General features: G+C 50.4%; 20 protein-coding genes. 10 read left to right on the forward strand and 10 right to left on the reverse strand.

Annotated features, from left to right (window positions below):
- Positions 1 to 54 precede the first annotated feature (54 nt).
- The gene (locus AT746_RS18710) at positions 55 to 384 is read left to right on the forward strand and encodes a flagellar basal body-associated protein FliL (RefSeq protein WP_257721090.1); all 330 of its coding nucleotides are present in this window, start codon (positions 55 to 57) and stop codon (positions 382 to 384) included.
- Here AT746_RS18710 and glpG read toward each other — a convergent pair.
- Genes glpG through kbl form a run of 4 tightly spaced genes read right to left on the reverse strand, consistent with a single transcriptional unit; the run spans position 362 to position 3,757 of the window.
- Positions 362 to 1,216, reverse strand: coding sequence for a rhomboid family intramembrane serine protease GlpG (gene glpG, locus AT746_RS18715; protein ID WP_062483521.1), 855 nt, complete (start codon positions 1,214 to 1,216; stop codon positions 362 to 364). The two genes, AT746_RS18710 and glpG, sit on opposite strands and share 23 nt — an antisense overlap.
- Positions 1,216 to 1,539 (reverse strand): thiosulfate sulfurtransferase GlpE, encoded by a 324-nt coding sequence (glpE, locus tag AT746_RS18720; RefSeq protein WP_062483523.1) that lies wholly within the window; start codon positions 1,537 to 1,539, stop codon positions 1,216 to 1,218. The genes glpG and glpE overlap by 1 nt, the downstream gene beginning before the upstream one ends.
- Complete coding sequence (gene tdh / locus AT746_RS18725; protein ID WP_062483525.1) at positions 1,539 to 2,564, reverse strand: L-threonine 3-dehydrogenase; 1,026 nt, start codon at positions 2,562 to 2,564, stop codon at positions 1,539 to 1,541. Before tdh ends, glpE begins: the two co-directional genes overlap by 1 nt.
- A complete protein-coding gene (gene kbl / locus AT746_RS18730; RefSeq protein WP_062484410.1) occupies positions 2,561 to 3,757 on the reverse strand; it encodes a glycine C-acetyltransferase in 1,197 nt (398 codons plus the stop codon). Before kbl ends, tdh begins: the two co-directional genes overlap by 4 nt.
- A gap of 200 nt (positions 3,758 to 3,957) precedes the next feature.
- Here kbl and waaA point away from each other — a divergent pair, with 200 nt between their 5' ends.
- Together waaA and AT746_RS18740 are read left to right on the forward strand one after the other, a co-directional pair.
- Positions 3,958 to 5,289, forward strand: a complete 1,332-nt coding sequence (gene waaA / locus AT746_RS18735; RefSeq protein WP_062483527.1) for a lipid IV(A) 3-deoxy-D-manno-octulosonic acid transferase — start codon at positions 3,958 to 3,960, stop codon at positions 5,287 to 5,289.
- Positions 5,290 to 5,482: 193 nt separating this feature from the next.
- Positions 5,483 to 5,842, forward strand: coding sequence for a hypothetical protein (locus tag AT746_RS18740; protein WP_062483529.1), 360 nt, complete (start codon positions 5,483 to 5,485; stop codon positions 5,840 to 5,842).
- Between the two features lie 70 nt (positions 5,843 to 5,912).
- Here the strand turns inward: AT746_RS18740 and AT746_RS18745 are convergent, their stop codons facing one another.
- Positions 5,913 to 6,977 (reverse strand): glycosyltransferase family 4 protein, encoded by a 1,065-nt coding sequence (locus AT746_RS18745; RefSeq protein ID WP_231730980.1) that lies wholly within the window; start codon positions 6,975 to 6,977, stop codon positions 5,913 to 5,915.
- Between the two features lie 199 nt (positions 6,978 to 7,176).
- Here AT746_RS18745 and AT746_RS18750 point away from each other — a divergent pair, with 199 nt between their 5' ends.
- The 5 genes from AT746_RS18750 to coaD all read left to right on the forward strand — a co-directional run bounded on the left by AT746_RS18750 (position 7,177) and on the right by coaD (position 11,365).
- Positions 7,177 to 7,902 (forward strand): 3-deoxy-D-manno-octulosonic acid kinase, encoded by a 726-nt coding sequence (locus AT746_RS18750; RefSeq protein WP_062483533.1) that lies wholly within the window; start codon positions 7,177 to 7,179, stop codon positions 7,900 to 7,902.
- A gap of 74 nt (positions 7,903 to 7,976) precedes the next feature.
- On the forward strand, positions 7,977 to 9,395 hold the full coding sequence (locus AT746_RS18755) for a capsule assembly Wzi family protein (RefSeq protein WP_062483535.1): 1,419 nt from the start codon (positions 7,977 to 7,979) through the stop codon (positions 9,393 to 9,395).
- A gap of 12 nt (positions 9,396 to 9,407) precedes the next feature.
- A complete protein-coding gene (locus AT746_RS18760) occupies positions 9,408 to 9,803 on the forward strand; it encodes an adenylyltransferase/cytidyltransferase family protein (protein ID WP_062483537.1) in 396 nt (131 codons plus the stop codon).
- On the forward strand, positions 9,800 to 10,828 hold the full coding sequence (locus AT746_RS18765; protein WP_062483539.1) for a CDP-glycerol glycerophosphotransferase family protein: 1,029 nt from the start codon (positions 9,800 to 9,802) through the stop codon (positions 10,826 to 10,828). Before AT746_RS18760 ends, AT746_RS18765 begins: the two co-directional genes overlap by 4 nt.
- 45 nt (positions 10,829 to 10,873) lie before the next feature.
- Positions 10,874 to 11,365, forward strand: coding sequence for a pantetheine-phosphate adenylyltransferase (gene coaD / locus AT746_RS18770; protein ID WP_062483541.1), 492 nt, complete (start codon positions 10,874 to 10,876; stop codon positions 11,363 to 11,365).
- Between the two features lie 27 nt (positions 11,366 to 11,392).
- Here the strand turns inward: coaD and mutM are convergent, their stop codons facing one another.
- The 5 genes from mutM to radC form a co-directional block, all read right to left on the reverse strand.
- Entirely contained in the window at positions 11,393 to 12,205 is an 813-nt protein-coding gene (gene mutM / locus AT746_RS18775; RefSeq protein ID WP_062483543.1) for a bifunctional DNA-formamidopyrimidine glycosylase/DNA-(apurinic or apyrimidinic site) lyase, read from the reverse strand.
- Positions 12,205 to 12,666, reverse strand: a complete 462-nt coding sequence (locus AT746_RS18780; protein WP_062483545.1) for a hypothetical protein — start codon at positions 12,664 to 12,666, stop codon at positions 12,205 to 12,207. The genes mutM and AT746_RS18780 overlap by 1 nt, the downstream gene beginning before the upstream one ends.
- A 156-nt stretch (positions 12,667 to 12,822) precedes the next feature.
- On the reverse strand, positions 12,823 to 12,978 hold the full coding sequence (gene rpmG / locus AT746_RS18785) for a 50S ribosomal protein L33 (protein ID WP_062483547.1): 156 nt from the start codon (positions 12,976 to 12,978) through the stop codon (positions 12,823 to 12,825).
- Between the two features lie 10 nt (positions 12,979 to 12,988).
- Entirely contained in the window at positions 12,989 to 13,225 is a 237-nt protein-coding gene (gene rpmB / locus AT746_RS18790) for a 50S ribosomal protein L28 (protein ID WP_062483549.1), read from the reverse strand.
- A gap of 149 nt (positions 13,226 to 13,374) precedes the next feature.
- Positions 13,375 to 14,049: a RadC family protein gene (radC, locus tag AT746_RS18795; RefSeq protein WP_062483551.1), complete on the reverse strand. Its 675-nt coding sequence runs from the start codon at positions 14,047 to 14,049 to the stop codon at positions 13,375 to 13,377.
- Between the two features lie 94 nt (positions 14,050 to 14,143).
- Between radC and coaBC the strand changes: the two genes are divergently transcribed.
- Together coaBC and dut are read left to right on the forward strand one after the other, a co-directional pair.
- Positions 14,144 to 15,346 carry a bifunctional phosphopantothenoylcysteine decarboxylase/phosphopantothenate--cysteine ligase CoaBC gene (gene coaBC, locus AT746_RS18800; RefSeq protein ID WP_062483553.1) on the forward strand — a complete coding sequence of 401 codons (1,203 nt, stop codon included), beginning with the start codon at positions 14,144 to 14,146 and terminating at the stop codon, positions 15,344 to 15,346.
- A gap of 1 nt (position 15,347) precedes the next feature.
- Complete coding sequence (gene dut / locus AT746_RS18805) at positions 15,348 to 15,803, forward strand: dUTP diphosphatase (RefSeq protein ID WP_062483555.1); 456 nt, start codon at positions 15,348 to 15,350, stop codon at positions 15,801 to 15,803.
- Positions 15,804 to 15,805 lie beyond the last annotated feature (2 nt).

Below are 15,805 nucleotides of genomic sequence, written 5' to 3' on the forward strand. Positions count from 1 at the left end.
AAGTGGGTGTTAGTAAGCCTGATCCTTGCCCTGAGCTGCTGCCACAGGGCGGCAATGGCCTATGCCTATTTTGGCCTTGAGCCTGATATTGTCACCAACTACCTGAGCAACAGCAGCCGCAAACTCGGATATGTCAGGGTAACAGTGGAACTGATGCTGGAAGACGAATCTCAGTTGGAGACCGTTGCTCATCATGCTCCTTTGCTACGTTCAACCACCATTGATATTTTTGGCCGTCAGCCTGAAGAGAAAATAAAATCTCTGACTGGTCGTGAAGAGATCCGCCAACTTTGCCTGCAAACCCTGCGTGAACAGATGAGAAGAGAAACCGGCTCAGAGATGGTTAAAGACGTCATTTTTACTAAGTATCTTTATCAGGGTTAACGCTCAAACGGGTATATAGCAACGCCAGCAGACAGCCGGTAATCAGGCCCACCGTGTGAGCGGTATTGGCCATTTTTACCCACAGCATATCGGTATAGCCCAAGATCAGCCAGACCAGAATAAATCCCACCAGAGGTTTGGAAAGAGATAATCCCCAGCCCGGACGTAATACACCGCACCACCAGACAAACCCCATTACCCCGTACACTACCCCTGACAGACCACCAAAATTGGGGCCGGAAGCCATATACTGTGCAAAGTTGGAGAATACCGCCGTTAACAGAAAAATCAGCAATAAATTAATACTGCCCAGACGCTGTTCAATTTGCGCTCCCAGCATCCCCCACCACAGCAGATTGAAAACAATATGCAGCACAGAAAAGTGCATAAAAGCCGGCCCAAGCAATCTCCACCATTGCTGATTGTCCGATAGTTGTGACAGCGGCTGAAAAGCCAGCCATTGCTGCAGTGGAACGAACCAGCCCAGAATACTGGCAAAATAGACCAGCAAACACAGGATCAGAACAATACTGGTAAGGGGGCTAAGCAGCCCCTGGCTGAGCATTGATAATAAAGACTTCTGCCCGGAACCCTGCATTGACACCGCTGCACCCTGTTGCCAGGCGACTTGTTGGTACTTCTGATCCTGCGGATTGTGGATAAACTCCTGCGTCATGGCACGGGCTTCAGGGAGCTGACTTTCATCCAGGAGTACCAGACTGTGGGGATGTTCCGCCTGATTAAATTCGTAATTAACCTGGATTCCTTTGAACTTCAGGTAATTAGCCAACAGTCTGGCATCCTGCTCGCGGGTAAAAGCAATCAACAGCATCAAGGGGCCGAACTGACGAAAGGGAACTGCATACGCCAGGCTTCAAAGCCGCCATCCAGAGAGTAGACGTCATTGTAGCCTTGCTGCACCAGAAACTGGGCCGCCTGTTGACTGCTATTGCCATGATAACAACAGACAATTACCGGCGTGGTTCGCGGAGTATCATCCATAAAGTGCTGTAAATTATCGTTGCTCAGATGTACGGCATCCTCAATATGTGCCGAGGCATAAGACTGAGGATCCCGGATGTCCACCAGCACCGCATCACCGGCCTCCAGCCGTTGCCTGGCAGCAACAATATCAATATGTTGAAATAGTTCCATCACTGCCAGCTCAGAATAACTTTGCCGGACTGACCCGATGCCATTGTCTCAAAACCTTGTTCAAACTGATCAATATCAAACTTGTGGGTGATAATGGGCTGCAGATCCAGACCACTTTCGATCAGACTGACCATCTTGTACCAGGTTTCAAACATCTCCCGTCCATAAATCCCTTTGATCACCAGACCTTTAAAGATCACCTGGTTCCAGTCAATAGCCGTATCTCCGGATGGGATCCCCAACATGGCAACTTTACCTCCATGATTCATATTGCTAAGCATCTCACGAAATGCCGAGGCGACGCCGGACATTTCCAGTCCCACATCAAAGCCCTCGGTCATTCCCAGCTCTTTCATCACATCGGCCAGTTTTTCCTTGCTGACATTCACTACCCGGGTGGCGCCCATTTTACGGGCCAGTTCCAGGCGGTATTCGTTCACATCAGTGATCACAACATGGCGGGCACCCACATGACGGGCGACAGCCGCCGCCATAATTCCAATTGGACCGGCGCCGGTAATCAAGACATCTTCGCCCACCAGATCAAATGACAATGCCGTGTGCACAGCATTACCAAAGGGATCAAAAATGGCAGCAAGATCATCGGAAATATGTGCCGGGATCTTAAAGGCGTTAAAAGCCGGAATCACCAGATACTCGGCAAACGCACCAGGGCGATTGACACCCACACCATAAGTATTGCGGCAAAGGTGGCGACGGCCCGCCCGACAGTTACGACAGTGGCCACAGGTAATATGTCCCTCTCCGGAAACCCTGTCGCCCACTGCAAAACCGGTCACTTCCTGACCCATCTCAACCACTTCACCCACATACTCATGACCGACCACCATAGGTACAGGAATGGTCGCCTGTGACCATTCATCCCAATGATAGATATGCATGTCTGTGCCACAGATTGCTGTTTTACGGATTCGGATCAGCAGGTCATTGTGGCCAACCTGCGGTTTTTCTGCTTCTGTCAGCCAGATGCCGGGTTTTGCATGTAATTTAGACAAGGCCTTCATGATATCACTCCCAGCTCTTTGCCAACCTCAACAAAGGCGTCAATGGCTTTATCCAGATGCGCTTTGGTATGCGCTGCAGACATTTGCGTACGTATACGCGCCTGCCCTTTGGGTACCACGGGGAAAGAAAAACCCACCACATATATGTCTTTGGCCAGCATTTTCTCGGCCATTGCGCTGGCCAGCCTTGCATCGCTCAGCATCACCGGAATAATGGCATGATCGGCCCCGGCCAGTTCGAAACCGGCTGCGGTCATACGCTCACGGAAATACTGGCTGTTCTCTTTAAGGGTTTTACGCAGCTCACCGCCGCCGGAGAGCAATTCCAGCACTTTGATCGAAGCTGACACAATCGCCGGTGCCAGTGAATTGGAAAACAGGTAAGGCCTTGACCTTTGCCGCAACCAGCTCACTATTTCTTTGCTGGCTGAAGTATAGCCACCGGATGCGCCGCCAAGTGCTTTACCCAGGGTACCGGTAAGAATGTCCACCCTCCCCATGACGTCACAGTATTCATGGCTGCCGCGGCCTTGCTCACCGACAAAGCCCACGGCGTGAGAATCATCCACCATCACCAGGGCGTTATACTTATCGGCCAGATCACAGACCGCTTTTAATCTGGCAATCACACCATCCATGGAAAAGACACCATCGGTGGCAATCATCTTATATCGGGCCCCATCAGCCTGCGCCTGCTGTAACTGCTTCTCAAGATCAGCCATATCGTTATTGGCGTAGCGGTAGCGTTTAGCCTTACACAATCTGACCCCATCGATAATACTGGCGTGGTTCAGGGCATCGGAGATAATTGCATCTTCAGGGCCCAGTAAAGTTTCAAATAACCCGGCATTGGCATCAAAACAGGAAGAGTAGAGAATCGTATCTTCCATGCCCAGAAACTCACTGAGCTTGTTTTCCAGCTGTTTATGAATATCCTGAGTGCCGCAGATAAAACGCACCGACGCCATGCCAAAGCCATGTGAATCCAGACCTGATTTAGCCGCGGCAATCAAATCGGGATGATTAGCCAGCCCCAGATAATTGTTGGCACAAAAATTCAGTACATGCTCTGAGTCTGTCAGGCTGATATCAGCCTGCTGCTGTGAACTGATGATACGTTCACTTTTAAACAGTCCCTGCTCGCGGACATCATCCAGTTGCTGCTGCAGATAATCATTGAAACCTTGGTTCATTTGTTGCTCCATAACCATTTGCTTAATGTCGGCATTGTAAAAGAGAAGACTGACAAAGGTATAGAGCTGAGGAGTAAATTCGCGATACATCAGGTGTACAGTCAGGCAGACTGCTGCTTTATATCTCCGGGGCCGACAAGCCCGCGCACCGGCTCATAAAGTCTGATAAAATACAGCCCGGACTCTCAGCCACAACCAATATGCATAGACAGCCTGAAAATCATCATCCCGGCGCATTTAGGGACAAGCTGAGCCGCAGTGCATACAGCCTGTTATGGATGCTGCTGGCGCCAGTCCTCGCTATCGTGATGCTCAGGCGCGGGCACGAGAACCGACTACAGGAACTCAAGCGTCTGCCCGAACGATTCGGATTCGGATCTGCTCTGAAACAAACCGGTGGCTACCTGTTTCATTGTGTGTCTGTGGGTGAGGTGGTCGCGGCGACTCCCTTAATCAAGAAACTGCAGACACTCAGGCCGAGCCAGCCCATTACCCTGACAACCACAACGACAACTGGCTCAGAAAGGGCGTTGGAGCTATTCGGGAATAGCATACAACACTGTTATCTGCCCTTTGATATCCCATTTGCCATGAGCCGTCTGCTTAAACGTGTGAAGCCAGACCTGGTGGTGATCACGGAAGTGGAGTTGTGGCCTAATATGATCCATTGCTGCTGGCAAAAGAATATTCCTGTCACTGTTATAAATGCGCGTATGACAGACCGTTCGGTAAACCGTTATCGCAAACTGAGTTGGTTAGCCGGCCCAATGCTGGCAAAGCTGTCAAAAGTCTGCGCGCAGGGACTGCGCGATTATAATAACTACCTCAGACTCGGCGTCACAGAAGACAAAGTGGTGCTGACCAACAATATAAAATTTGATCTGCCGGATATCGATGTTACCGCTTTGCGACAGAACGTCATCGAAACCTATGGGACTCAGCACAGGAAAGTGCTGGTTGCAGGCAGCACCCATGCACCGGAAGAAGAGTTGCTGTTAGAAGCCTATCAGCAGCTTAAGGGTAAGCATCAGGAGCTATTGTTGGTACTGGTGCCCAGACACCCTCAGAGATTTGAACAGGTGTCTGAGCTTTGTCTGCAGCACCATCTGAACGTAATAAGGGTAAGTGCCGGCAAGCCTTGTCAGGCCGATACAGATATTCTGCTTGGCGATAAAATGGGTATTCTTAAGCAGCTTTATGCCCTGGCTGACATTGCTTTTGTGGGAGGCAGCCTGAGTGACAAAGGCGGGCACAATGCCCTCGAGCCAGCACAGCTAGGAATCCCCATCTTGATGGGGCCATCACAATATAATAATCCACAGATTTGTGCCGAGCTTGAGGCCGGTGGTGCCTTGCATACGGTTAAAGATGAGACAGATCTGATTAACCAATGTCATCGCTGGTTACGTTGTCCTGATGCTGCTCGGGAACAGGGTCTGGCGGGTCAGAAAACCATCCATATTAATGCAGGTGCCGTACACAAAACCCTTGACTTCCTGACGGCTGTCTCACCATCAAATCAGACAATCTGAGCTATTTTATCAGAGATCCTGTTACAATTTGTCACTTGAAGTTGAAGCGTGCATAGGGTAAACCTCAAAGATAGCGTGATGGATTAATTTACTGAGCGTGTTAAGGGCTGTGGCGAATCAGCTTACTGAGACATAAGCTTTACCTAGCAGCAAATTACGAACTGAGGATCAGCCTCAGCAAAGGAGATTAAAAATGCAAAAGTTACTAATAAGTTTGATGATAGGTGGCGCGGCACTGATGGCGGGCTGCGCATCAAACCCGGATTCAAAATATGCCAGCATTGAGCATTTATCCGACACAGAGCGAAATCAGGCACTGAAAGAATGCTTCAAAAGTGATCTTAACAAAGACGAGCGCCAGGATTGTCTGGCTCGTTATGCCCCGGCAGAAGTGGGCTACAGATGTGAACGTCGTCAGGTGACTGGCACTCGTTTCGGCGAGCGTGTTTGTACTACCGAACGTCAGCGTGAAGCGGAGCGCAAACACGCGATGGAAGCCATGAGCCGTGTCTCCAAAAATGCTTCTCGCCTGGCCGGGCCGGAAGGCGGTTAATAACGGCTTTGTTTAACGGAGGATGTCCCTGCCGGGGCACCCTCCGACAGTTGCCAGACCTCTGCCAGAGTCACCTAAGAGTTTCAAAAAATTCCAGTAACTGACGGGCTTCTCTTTCAATACTGTAATGCTCGAGAACCCGTTCACGCCCGCGTTTACCCATGGTCTCACATCGTTTCGTATCAGACAGCAACACATCCAGCTTCTGATTAATTTCATCACTGGCATTTACCGGCACCACATAGCCATCGATATCCTGACGAATTATTTCCGGCCAGGCTCCGGCATCGGTAGCCAGCACCGCAGCTTCGGCGCTCATGGCCTCCGGCACGGTCAGCCCAAATCCTTCATTATCACTCAGGGCCGCAACCACAGACAGTGCCGAGAAAATCTGTGGGATTTGCTTAAAGGGCAGCTCGCCGGTGAAGATTATTCGCGAGGACAGACCCGCCTCTTCCACTTCAGACTTAAGCTGTTCAACAAATTCCCGGTGCGAGGACGAGATCGCCCCGACTATAACGGCAGTTACATCCGGATATTTGGGTAAACTAGCGATACAGGCCCGGACAAAATGATGCACGCCTTTCTGTTTTCGCACTCGCCCTAACATACCGATTCCAATTTTTCCGCCGTACCCCAAAGCTTGCCAGGCCAGGGCCTTGTTCCGGGCTGGCTGGTAAAGGTGAGTCTGTATACCATGGGGAATAACGATATCCGGCGGATCGGCGAGAAATCCCGCCGAGCGCTGGCTTACAGCAACGACTGCATCCATTTTGCGGGTGATCCACACCGTCGACCCTGAACGCTTCCTCTGTGCGGCGCTGCTGAAGACAATCTTTAACTTACACCTGAACAGATAACGTAAAATCAGCGCCTGTATCATTTCATCCACCCGCCGGGCGTGAAAAACCCTGAATTTACCGTTTTTCAGCGGTTTCCGGCATAGCCTGACGGTATCCCAAAAGCTGATATACAAATCCGGATCCGTCAGATGGTGTTTACCCATTATCCTTAAATTCACCCACTTTCTCTGCTCGGCGGAAACCTGCAACATGGTGGATGTCACCCCTGAAAAATTCGGATTGGAATTACCCAGGATTAAGGAAATTTCCTCTTCATTCTGTTCGTTCGGCACCTTCACTACCTGTTGTTATGACTCTATTACAACCACTTCCAGTTAAAACGCTCCACTGGATCGTCAATCGCCTGAGTCTACCATGACCGTATCTATTACATAATATACACTGTGTAACCTGCAATGCGCGGCAGCGAACCGCTGATTTGCTGCGATCATGGTATTATCCACATTTAATTACTGAAACTGATAAGAGTTGATGGGGCATAAAGAGCACTACGATGAGCATGGACACTGGTTTTTGTATCAGCAAGATATACCGGTAACCCTTCATCCACAGATATTCAGCCCGGCATACTGGCAGTCTCAGGGCGCGCTGATCGGCGGAGCCAAAGGCCGGGGTACCACAGTTTTTATCCGGCCCAAAGCCACAGAAGAGTGGGCTCTGAGGCATTATCGCCGCGGTGGCATGATTGGCCGATTGCTAACAGACCAGTTTGTTTACACCGGTCTGAACAAAACCCGCGCCTGGCAAGAGTTTCACCTGCTTGAGTATATGCGCGACCAGGGCTTACCGGTGCCAGAACCTGTGGCTGCCCATGTGTGCCGATCTGGATGCTATTATCAGGCAGATCTGATCACCAGGCTGATCCCGGACAGCCAGGATTTGCATAAGGTGCTTTGCGAACGTCCGCTCAGTGAAAATGAGTGGCGTAAAACAGGCCAAATCATTGCCCGCTTGCATCGGCATCAGGTATATCACCATGATCTTAACATTCGCAATCTGATGCTCGACGCGCGGGGCACCATCTGGATTATCGATTTTGACAAATGTCGACGCCGCGCGGGTAATAACTGGAAAAAAGAGAATCTTGACCGGCTACACCGTTCCTTAAAAAAGTCTGCCGAGAATCAGAGCAACTGGTATTGGCAGGAAGCCGATTTTGAAACGCTGCTGGAAGCCTATTCTGATCCGCATAGATAGTTGTTCACTCATACCATCCTGCGCAGGCTTATGTATAATTGCCGCTTTGTAAATCATCAGGTGAAAACTGTTCTATGCGAAGCTTAGGCCTGCTCTTGTTTTGCTTCTTCCCGGCCACCCTTTTGGCAAAAGGGCTGTCTCCCTATTTGCCCTTGCAACTGTCACCAGAGATCGAGTCGCAAATCGAGAAAGTCATGGCGCTCACCCCGGGAGCTCCGCTGATTAAGCCCTACAAAGCCTCAGAAGTGCTGACCCGTATTAAACAATTACAGAACAGCCATCCGGGTTTGTATGGTCAGGTAAGCCGTTATCTTCAGCGTTATACCCGCACCTTCGGCAGAAGTCACAGCTCGGTTGAGCTGGCGGTTAATCAGGATAGCGATAAAGATTTACCCAACCAACGGGGGATCCAGACCCAGTCCGGCTATGTCCTGTCTGCCGGAGGCTTTTATCATCCAAACCCTTATTTTATTGCTTCAGCAGGTATGCTGCTAACCGATGACAGCGGCGGCCCTGTGCATACCGGAAGTTACATCGGATTTGGCTACGAATATGCGCAGGTCGAACTGGGGTATCGGGAACATTGGTTTTCCCCTTTTCAGGATTCTGCCATGCTCGTCAGCACCCATGCCCAGGCATCACCCTCCATCACCATAAGTAATGCCACTCCTATCACCGACTGGAATATTCGCTACGAGATGTTTTATTCCAAACTTGAAGAAGTGGAGGGGATTCGGCTGGGTGATGAGTTCTTCACTGGGCACCCCAGACATGCTGGCATACACCTTAGCTTTACGCCCCTGGAGTTCTGGACACTGGGTGTAAGCCGCACCTTTCAGTTTGGCGGTGGTGCCCGGGAAGTGAATTTCTCGGATGTACTGCATGCCCTGTTTGATCCCGCCGGTAAGGATAATATCGGCACCAATACCGATGACCCGAACTTTGAGTTTGGCAATCAGCAGGCCTCTTTTACCAGTAAAGTAAATGTTCAGCTTTGGGATATTAACTGGTCTTTTTATGGTGAAATTGGCGGCGAAGACACCGAAGGGGAGAAAAATTACAAACTGGGTAATGAAACGCTGTCTTTTGGTATATACACGCCCGATCTTACCGACAAATTAAGCCTGCGATATGAGTATAACCGCTGGGATACCCGCTGGTACGTGCATCACCTTTACCGTCAGGGCTATACCAATCTGGGCCAGGTGATGGGACACTGGGGCGGTGATGAGCGCATTCTTGACTACGATACACCTGCAAAAGTGCACGCTCTGTCTTTGGAATATCTGCTCGACAGCCGCTCATTGTTGTCAGGCACCCTGCGTACCATTCGAAATGAGGACAAAAGCCGCTTTGATTATAGCCGAGGATTCGAACTGGAGTTAGATTACAGCTATGCTACCGACTCGGGTTTCTGGGGTATCAGCCTGTACGCAGGCCGCGATACTCAGGAAAACAATTTCAGCCGTTTAGCGCTTTTTTATCGCTGGTAAGGTCAGTCCTGTATGAAACGCATCATTACATTTGGCACCTTCGACGTATTCCATGTAGGCCATATAAACCTTCTGGAAAGGGCCAGGGCATTAGGTGGCCATCTGACGGTAGGGATCTCTTCGGATGAGCTGAATATGAGTAAGAAAGGCCGCATGCCAATCTATCCTTATACCAGCAGAGCCAGGATTATTCAGTCATTGCGCTGCGTAGATGAAGTATTTAAGGAGGAATCACTGGAGCAGAAGCCTGAGTACCTGCAGCACTATAAGGCCGACATGCTGGTGATGGGTGATGACTGGAAAGGCCGCTTTGATCACCTCAAAGTCTATTGTGAGGTGCATTACCTGCCCCGCACCCCTTCTATCTCGACCACTGAGCTTATCGAAGTGATAAAGGAAGTGCCTTGAATCAGTATCTGTTTTACATCTCCCAGAATTACGCTTTTGAGATCTTACGCCCGTTACAGACCGAGATTAGACGTCGCGGGGATCAGGTTCACTGGTTTACAGAAGGCGACGAGGTAGACCGGCAGCTGTTTTTATCTGACGAATCAGTACTGAGTACTGTGGCAGAGGTGATCGCCATGGGCCCCAAAGCCGTCTTTGTGCCAGGCAATTATGTACCCAGCTTTATCCCAGGCTTAAAAGTACAGGTTTTCCATGGTTTCGAATGGAAAAAGAAAGGTCATTTTCGTATTCGTGATTGCTTCGATCTTTACTGCACGCAGGGGCCCCTTTTCACCCGCAAGTTTGAGCAACTGCAAGCCGAGCATCCCCATTTCAGGGTGCTGGAAACCGGCTGGCCAAAGACAGATCCTTTATTTTCAGTTGAACCATACCCGTGGCCAACCCCAGCAACAGGGCCTCTGATCCTGTATGCACCAACCTTTTCGCCGTCACTGACTTCTGCCCCGGCACTGCTTGAACACATTAATGCCCTTTCCAGACAAGGTGATGCCCGCTGGCTGATCAAGTTTCATCCGAAAATGGATCCGCAATGGATACAGGCATATAAAGCCGTGCAACATGAGGCTCTGGTTGTTGCACAGGACAGTGCCATCAATCCATTACTACAAGCAGCCGACATCATGCTGTCCGATACCTCATCCGTCATCACCGAGTTCTGCCTGCTTAAAAAGCCTGTTATTACCTTTAATAATCTGCAACCTGAAGCTCATATACTTAATATAAGCTCTCCTGAACAGCTGTCTGGAGCCATTCAACAGGCTCTGTCACCATCAGCCGACTGGCAGCGTGCTATTGAGGAAAATATTAACCAGCTTCACCCCTATACCGATGGCCAGTCCTGTTCCAGAATATTAGAAGCTGTAGATTACGCCATAGCGCTCGGTTCCGAGGGGTTGAACAAGAAACCTGTAAATTTGTTTCGCCAGCTTAAGCTGCGATTAAAGCTGGGTTACTGGGGCCGCTAAACCTGATAGGATGGGCGCAGTCCCAAAGGTAATGTATCAATAATTATGCACACTAAAGCCATCTACCCCGGTACTTTTGATCCTATTACAAACGGCCACGCGGATCTGATTGAACGCGCAGCCAACATGTTTTCTCATGTGACCGTTGGTATTGCCGCAAATCCGAGTAAGAAGCCGCTGTTTAACCTGGATGAGCGGGTCGAGCTGGCTCAGCAGATTACCGCTCACCTGGATAATGTTGACGTGTTTGGTTTTACCGGTCTGCTGGTTGATTTTGCCAGTAAACACAAGGCCACTATTCTGATTCGGGGGCTAAGAGCAGTTTCTGACTTTGAATACGAATTTCAGCTGGCTAATATGAACCGCCGCCTGAATCCGGATCTGGAAAGTGTATTTCTGACACCCTCTGAGGAGAACTCCTTTATCTCCTCAACCCTGGTTAAGGAAGTCGCCTTACATGGTGGTGATGTCAGTGGCTTTTGTCATCCGATTGTACAACAGGCACTGATGCAAAAATTCAGACAGAAAAACAGTTAGTTGTCGTCCTGAGCGCCGGATTCACCATTACCGCTGACATTGGCTGCAATAGAAGCTGTTGCGCTGTCCAATCACCACAGCCCTGACAGGCGTTTCACAGACCATGCACGCTTGCCCCGACCTGCCGTACACTCTGAGTTGCTGGGCAAAATAGCCCGGGTTACCGTCAGCCTGGGCAAAGTCCTTCAGTGTTGTGCCACCTTGCTCTATGGCCCCAATTAAAACCTGTTTTATTGCCTCAGCCAGCTGCTGATATTTATCCTGGCCGACCCGGCCGGCCTGTCGTCTTGGGTCAATACCGGCCAGAAACAGTGATTCATTGGCATAAATGTTACCCACACCCACCACAATGGCATTATCCATAATGAAGTTCTTAACCGCCTGTTTCCTTCCCCGCGACAGCCGGTATAGCCGCTCGCCATCAAAATCAGATGTTAAAGGTTCCGGGCCCAAACGTGTTAACAGTGGCAAAGTTGGCTCATCACGACCCTGCCAGAGACAGGCACCAAAGCGTCTGGGATCATTCAGGCGCAGTGAATGCTGATTATCCAGTGCAATAATCAGATGATCATGTTTCTGCAATGGTGCATTAAGGGCTAAAACTCTCAGTTTACCGGACATTCCAAGATGCAGAATGATACTGCCCGGCTCCGTATCCAGCAGCAGATATTTGGCCCGCCGCCGGATATTTAGTATCTGATAACCTTCTGCCTGATGGATCGCTTGCGGCACTGGCCAGCGCAACTTTGGCTGACGCACAGTAATACGGCTAATCTGCTGTCCAATCATCAGCGGACTGATACCCAGCCTGCTGACTTCAACTTCCGGGAGTTCAGGCATCAGAGTATTTCCTGCGGAATAAATTCATTGATCTGCCGGTTTTCTGCCCGGTACAGTCGGCTCTGATGCTGCAGTAACAGATCATCTCCTTGCTGGGTAAGCTGGAACACAACCCCCTCAGACTGACCGGCCAGCCAAATCACTACCACTGCGGTATTTTGCAATTTCCCGCCGGAGAATGGTGTAACCACAATCTGCTGCCAGTTATCCACCAGCAAGCCCAGCTCCGATTCGTTCAGTTCCAGCCCAGGCCTGATTCGCCATCCCTGCCCTATACGCTCTAACCTGTGGGTACCGAAGTCTATTTTCATTACCGGCACATCTTCCGGTAACAGACTCTGACTTTGCGATGGTGCAGGCGCCTGATTAAAAAACTCACCACTTTGGTGAAACACCAGAATCAATAGCAAGGTGGCAAAAATAAGGACGTTATTCCAGCCTCGTTTAGATAAACGAATCATACTCAATCTGAACCAGAGGATTATGTGCAGATGGTAACAAAAAGGGCAAAAAAAAGCCCGGCTTTGCCGGGCTCTTATGGAGACAAGTTTTCTGTAATCGGCCTGCTTGCTGATGACAGAAACGAACACTGATGCTTCAGGTTCGCCAAAAATCTCTTACTTGATTTTGGCTTCTTTAAACATCACATGCTTGCGAATCTTGGGATCAAACTTTTTGATCTCCATTTTGCCAGGCATGTTACGTTTGTTTTTGTCTGTGGTATAGAAATAGCCAGTACCAGCAGTAGAAACCAGTTTGATTTTATCGCGCATGGGTTATTCCTTAGATTTTTTCGCCACGGGCACGGATATCAGTCAAAACTGCATCGATGCCTCTTTTATCAATAATGCGCATACCTTTTGCGGTCAGGCGCAGTTTTACAAAGCGATTCTCGCTCTCAACCCAGAAACGGTGCGTTTGCAGGTTTGGCAGGAAACGACGACGAGTGGCGTTCTTGGCGTGCGAACGGTTATTACCTACCGCCGGACGCTTGCCAGTTACTTGACATACTCTGGACATTGTTTGTCTCCAAATTACCTATAATTCAATCCTGGCTGGCTACAAGCTACCCAAACCAGTTCACGCTAGTGACAAGAGGGCGCATTTTATACAGCAAAGCCACTTCTGAATCAACTCTTTTCCCGATCTATTCCTGTAATTAAGCCCATTTATAGCAGGCCTCGCTCCGCAAATGACACGGCCACCCCGTCACCGATAACAAAATGATCTAAAACCCGGATATCCACCAGCGCCATGGCATCGATGATCCTGCGGGTGATCTGTTGGTCGGCCTGGCTGGGTTCCGCCACCCCGGAGGGATGGTTATGGGCCAGAATGACCGCCGCCGCATGCAGATCCAGAGCCGTCTTAACCAGTACCCGCGGATAAACTGAGGCCGCATCAATGGTGCCCTGAAACATAGGTTTAAAGGTTATCAGGCGGTGCTGGGAATCCAGTAATAACATGGCAAACAGCTCATTGGGTTCATCCCGCATGCGACTGATCAGATAGGCCCTGGTATCCTCAGCACTGGTAAAGGCCTGCTCACGCTGAAGCGCCTCCGCCAGATAACGGCGTGCCATCTCCATCACCGCCTGTAACTGCACATATTTTGCCTGACCAAGGCCTTTAGCACTACAAAACTCATGCTGCTTAGCTGAGACCAGGGCTCGCAGGCCGCCAAAACGGTTTAACAGCTGACGGGCCAGATCCACGGCGTTAGTGCCTGCTACACCCGTGCGCAAAAAGATTGCCAGTAATTCAGCATCGGACAATGCCTGAGGCCCCTGCTCCAGTAATTTCTCTCTTGGCCTCTCCCGCTGCGGCCACTGTTGAATACGCATACCCACTCTCCTTGAAGGTTTATACCAATGACTTATCCCCTAACCGGCTCTTTAATGATAGGCTAAGAGCAAATCGCTAACCTGCTTTATTGATATGACTTCCCTGACAGGTAAAAAAGTACTGCTGGGTATCACGGGCGGCATCGCCGCTTACAAGACCCCAGACTTAGTCCGTAAGCTCAAAGCAAAAGGCGCACAGGTACGGGTTGTGCTGACCGCCTCGGCAAAAGAGTTTGTCAGCCCGCTGGCGCTGCAGGCTGTATCAGGTTTACCGGTATCCACCGAGCTGCTGGATCCTGCCGCTGAAGCCGCGATGGGTCATATTGAGCTGGCCAAATGGGCGGATATCATTCTGGTTGCCCCTGCCAGTGCTAATTTTATTGCCCGCCTGAGTGCCGGTATGGCCGATGACCTGTTGACAACACTATGCCTGGCCAGCAGTGCTGAGCTGGTCATCGCTCCGGCCATGAATCAGCAGATGTATAAAGCCAGTGTGACTCAGCATAATCTTGAGCTGTTACGCTCCCGTGGCATCAGCCAGTTAGGCCCCGCTGAGGGCGAACAGGCCTGTGGTGATAACGGCCCGGGACGTATGCCGGAGCCACAGGAACTGGCTGATGCGCTGGAACAGCCTGCCAGGCCAGGCTCACTCACAGGGCGATGCGTAATGATTACCGCAGGGCCGACCCGCGAAGCCATTGATCCGGTGCGCTATCTGAGCAACCACAGCTCCGGAAAGATGGGCTATGCGCTGGCACAGGCCGCCGTCGAAGCCGGCGCCAGAGTCATTCTGGTCAGTGGTCCGGTTGCCCTGAACGCTCCCCCTGGCTGCGAACGACTATCAACCCAGAGTGCGCAGCAGATGCACGATGCCGTAATGCAACGCATTTCAGAAGTGGATATCTTTATTGGGTGCGCGGCGGTATCCGACTATCGCCCGGCTGTCTGTGAAGATCAGAAGATCAAGAAAACAGACAGTGATAAGTTAACCCTTACTTTAATTAAAAACCCCGATATACTTGGCGATGTTGGGGCACTGGCAGATCCTCCCTTCACCCTGGGTTTCGCTGCAGAAACACAACAAATTAAACAGTATGCGCAGCGTAAACTGGCAGCAAAAAAACTGGATATGATTGCAGCAAACGATGTATCCAAGCAGAATGTTGGCTTTAACAGCGATATCAATGCGCTCAGTGTTTACTGGGAAACAGGGGAGGCAGTATTGCCGGTTGCAGATAAGTTACACCTCGCCAGACAGCTTATTGAGTTAGTCGCAGAAAAATATAAAGAAAAATAATATGCACAAGATAGATATTAAAGTACTGGATCCACGCATTGGTGACACCTTCCCTCTGCCGGATTACGCCACACCAGGCTCCGCAGGCATGGATTTGCGGGCTTGCATCGACGCACCATTAACCCTGGAGCCGGGTCAGACCGAATTGATCGGCACCGGCATTGCCATCCATATCGGTGATCCCGGGATCTGCGCCACTATCCTGCCACGTTCGGGTTTAGGGCATAAACATGGCATCGTTCTGGGTAACCTGGTGGGACTGATCGACTCAGATTATCAGGGCCAATTGATGGTGTCGGTGTGGAATCGCAGTCATCAGGACTTTGTGATTCAACCCGGTGACCGTATCGCTCAGTTAGTGATGCTGCCGGTCATCCAGGCCAACTTCAGCATAGTCGATGACTTTGACTCCAGTGAAAGGGGTCAGGGTGGTTTTGGCTCTTCTGGTCGTAACTAACG

Origin of the sequence: Lacimicrobium alkaliphilum (assembly GCF_001466725.1) — a bacterium.
In the GTDB taxonomy this organism is placed as follows: domain Bacteria; phylum Pseudomonadota; class Gammaproteobacteria; order Enterobacterales; family Alteromonadaceae; genus Lacimicrobium; species Lacimicrobium alkaliphilum_B.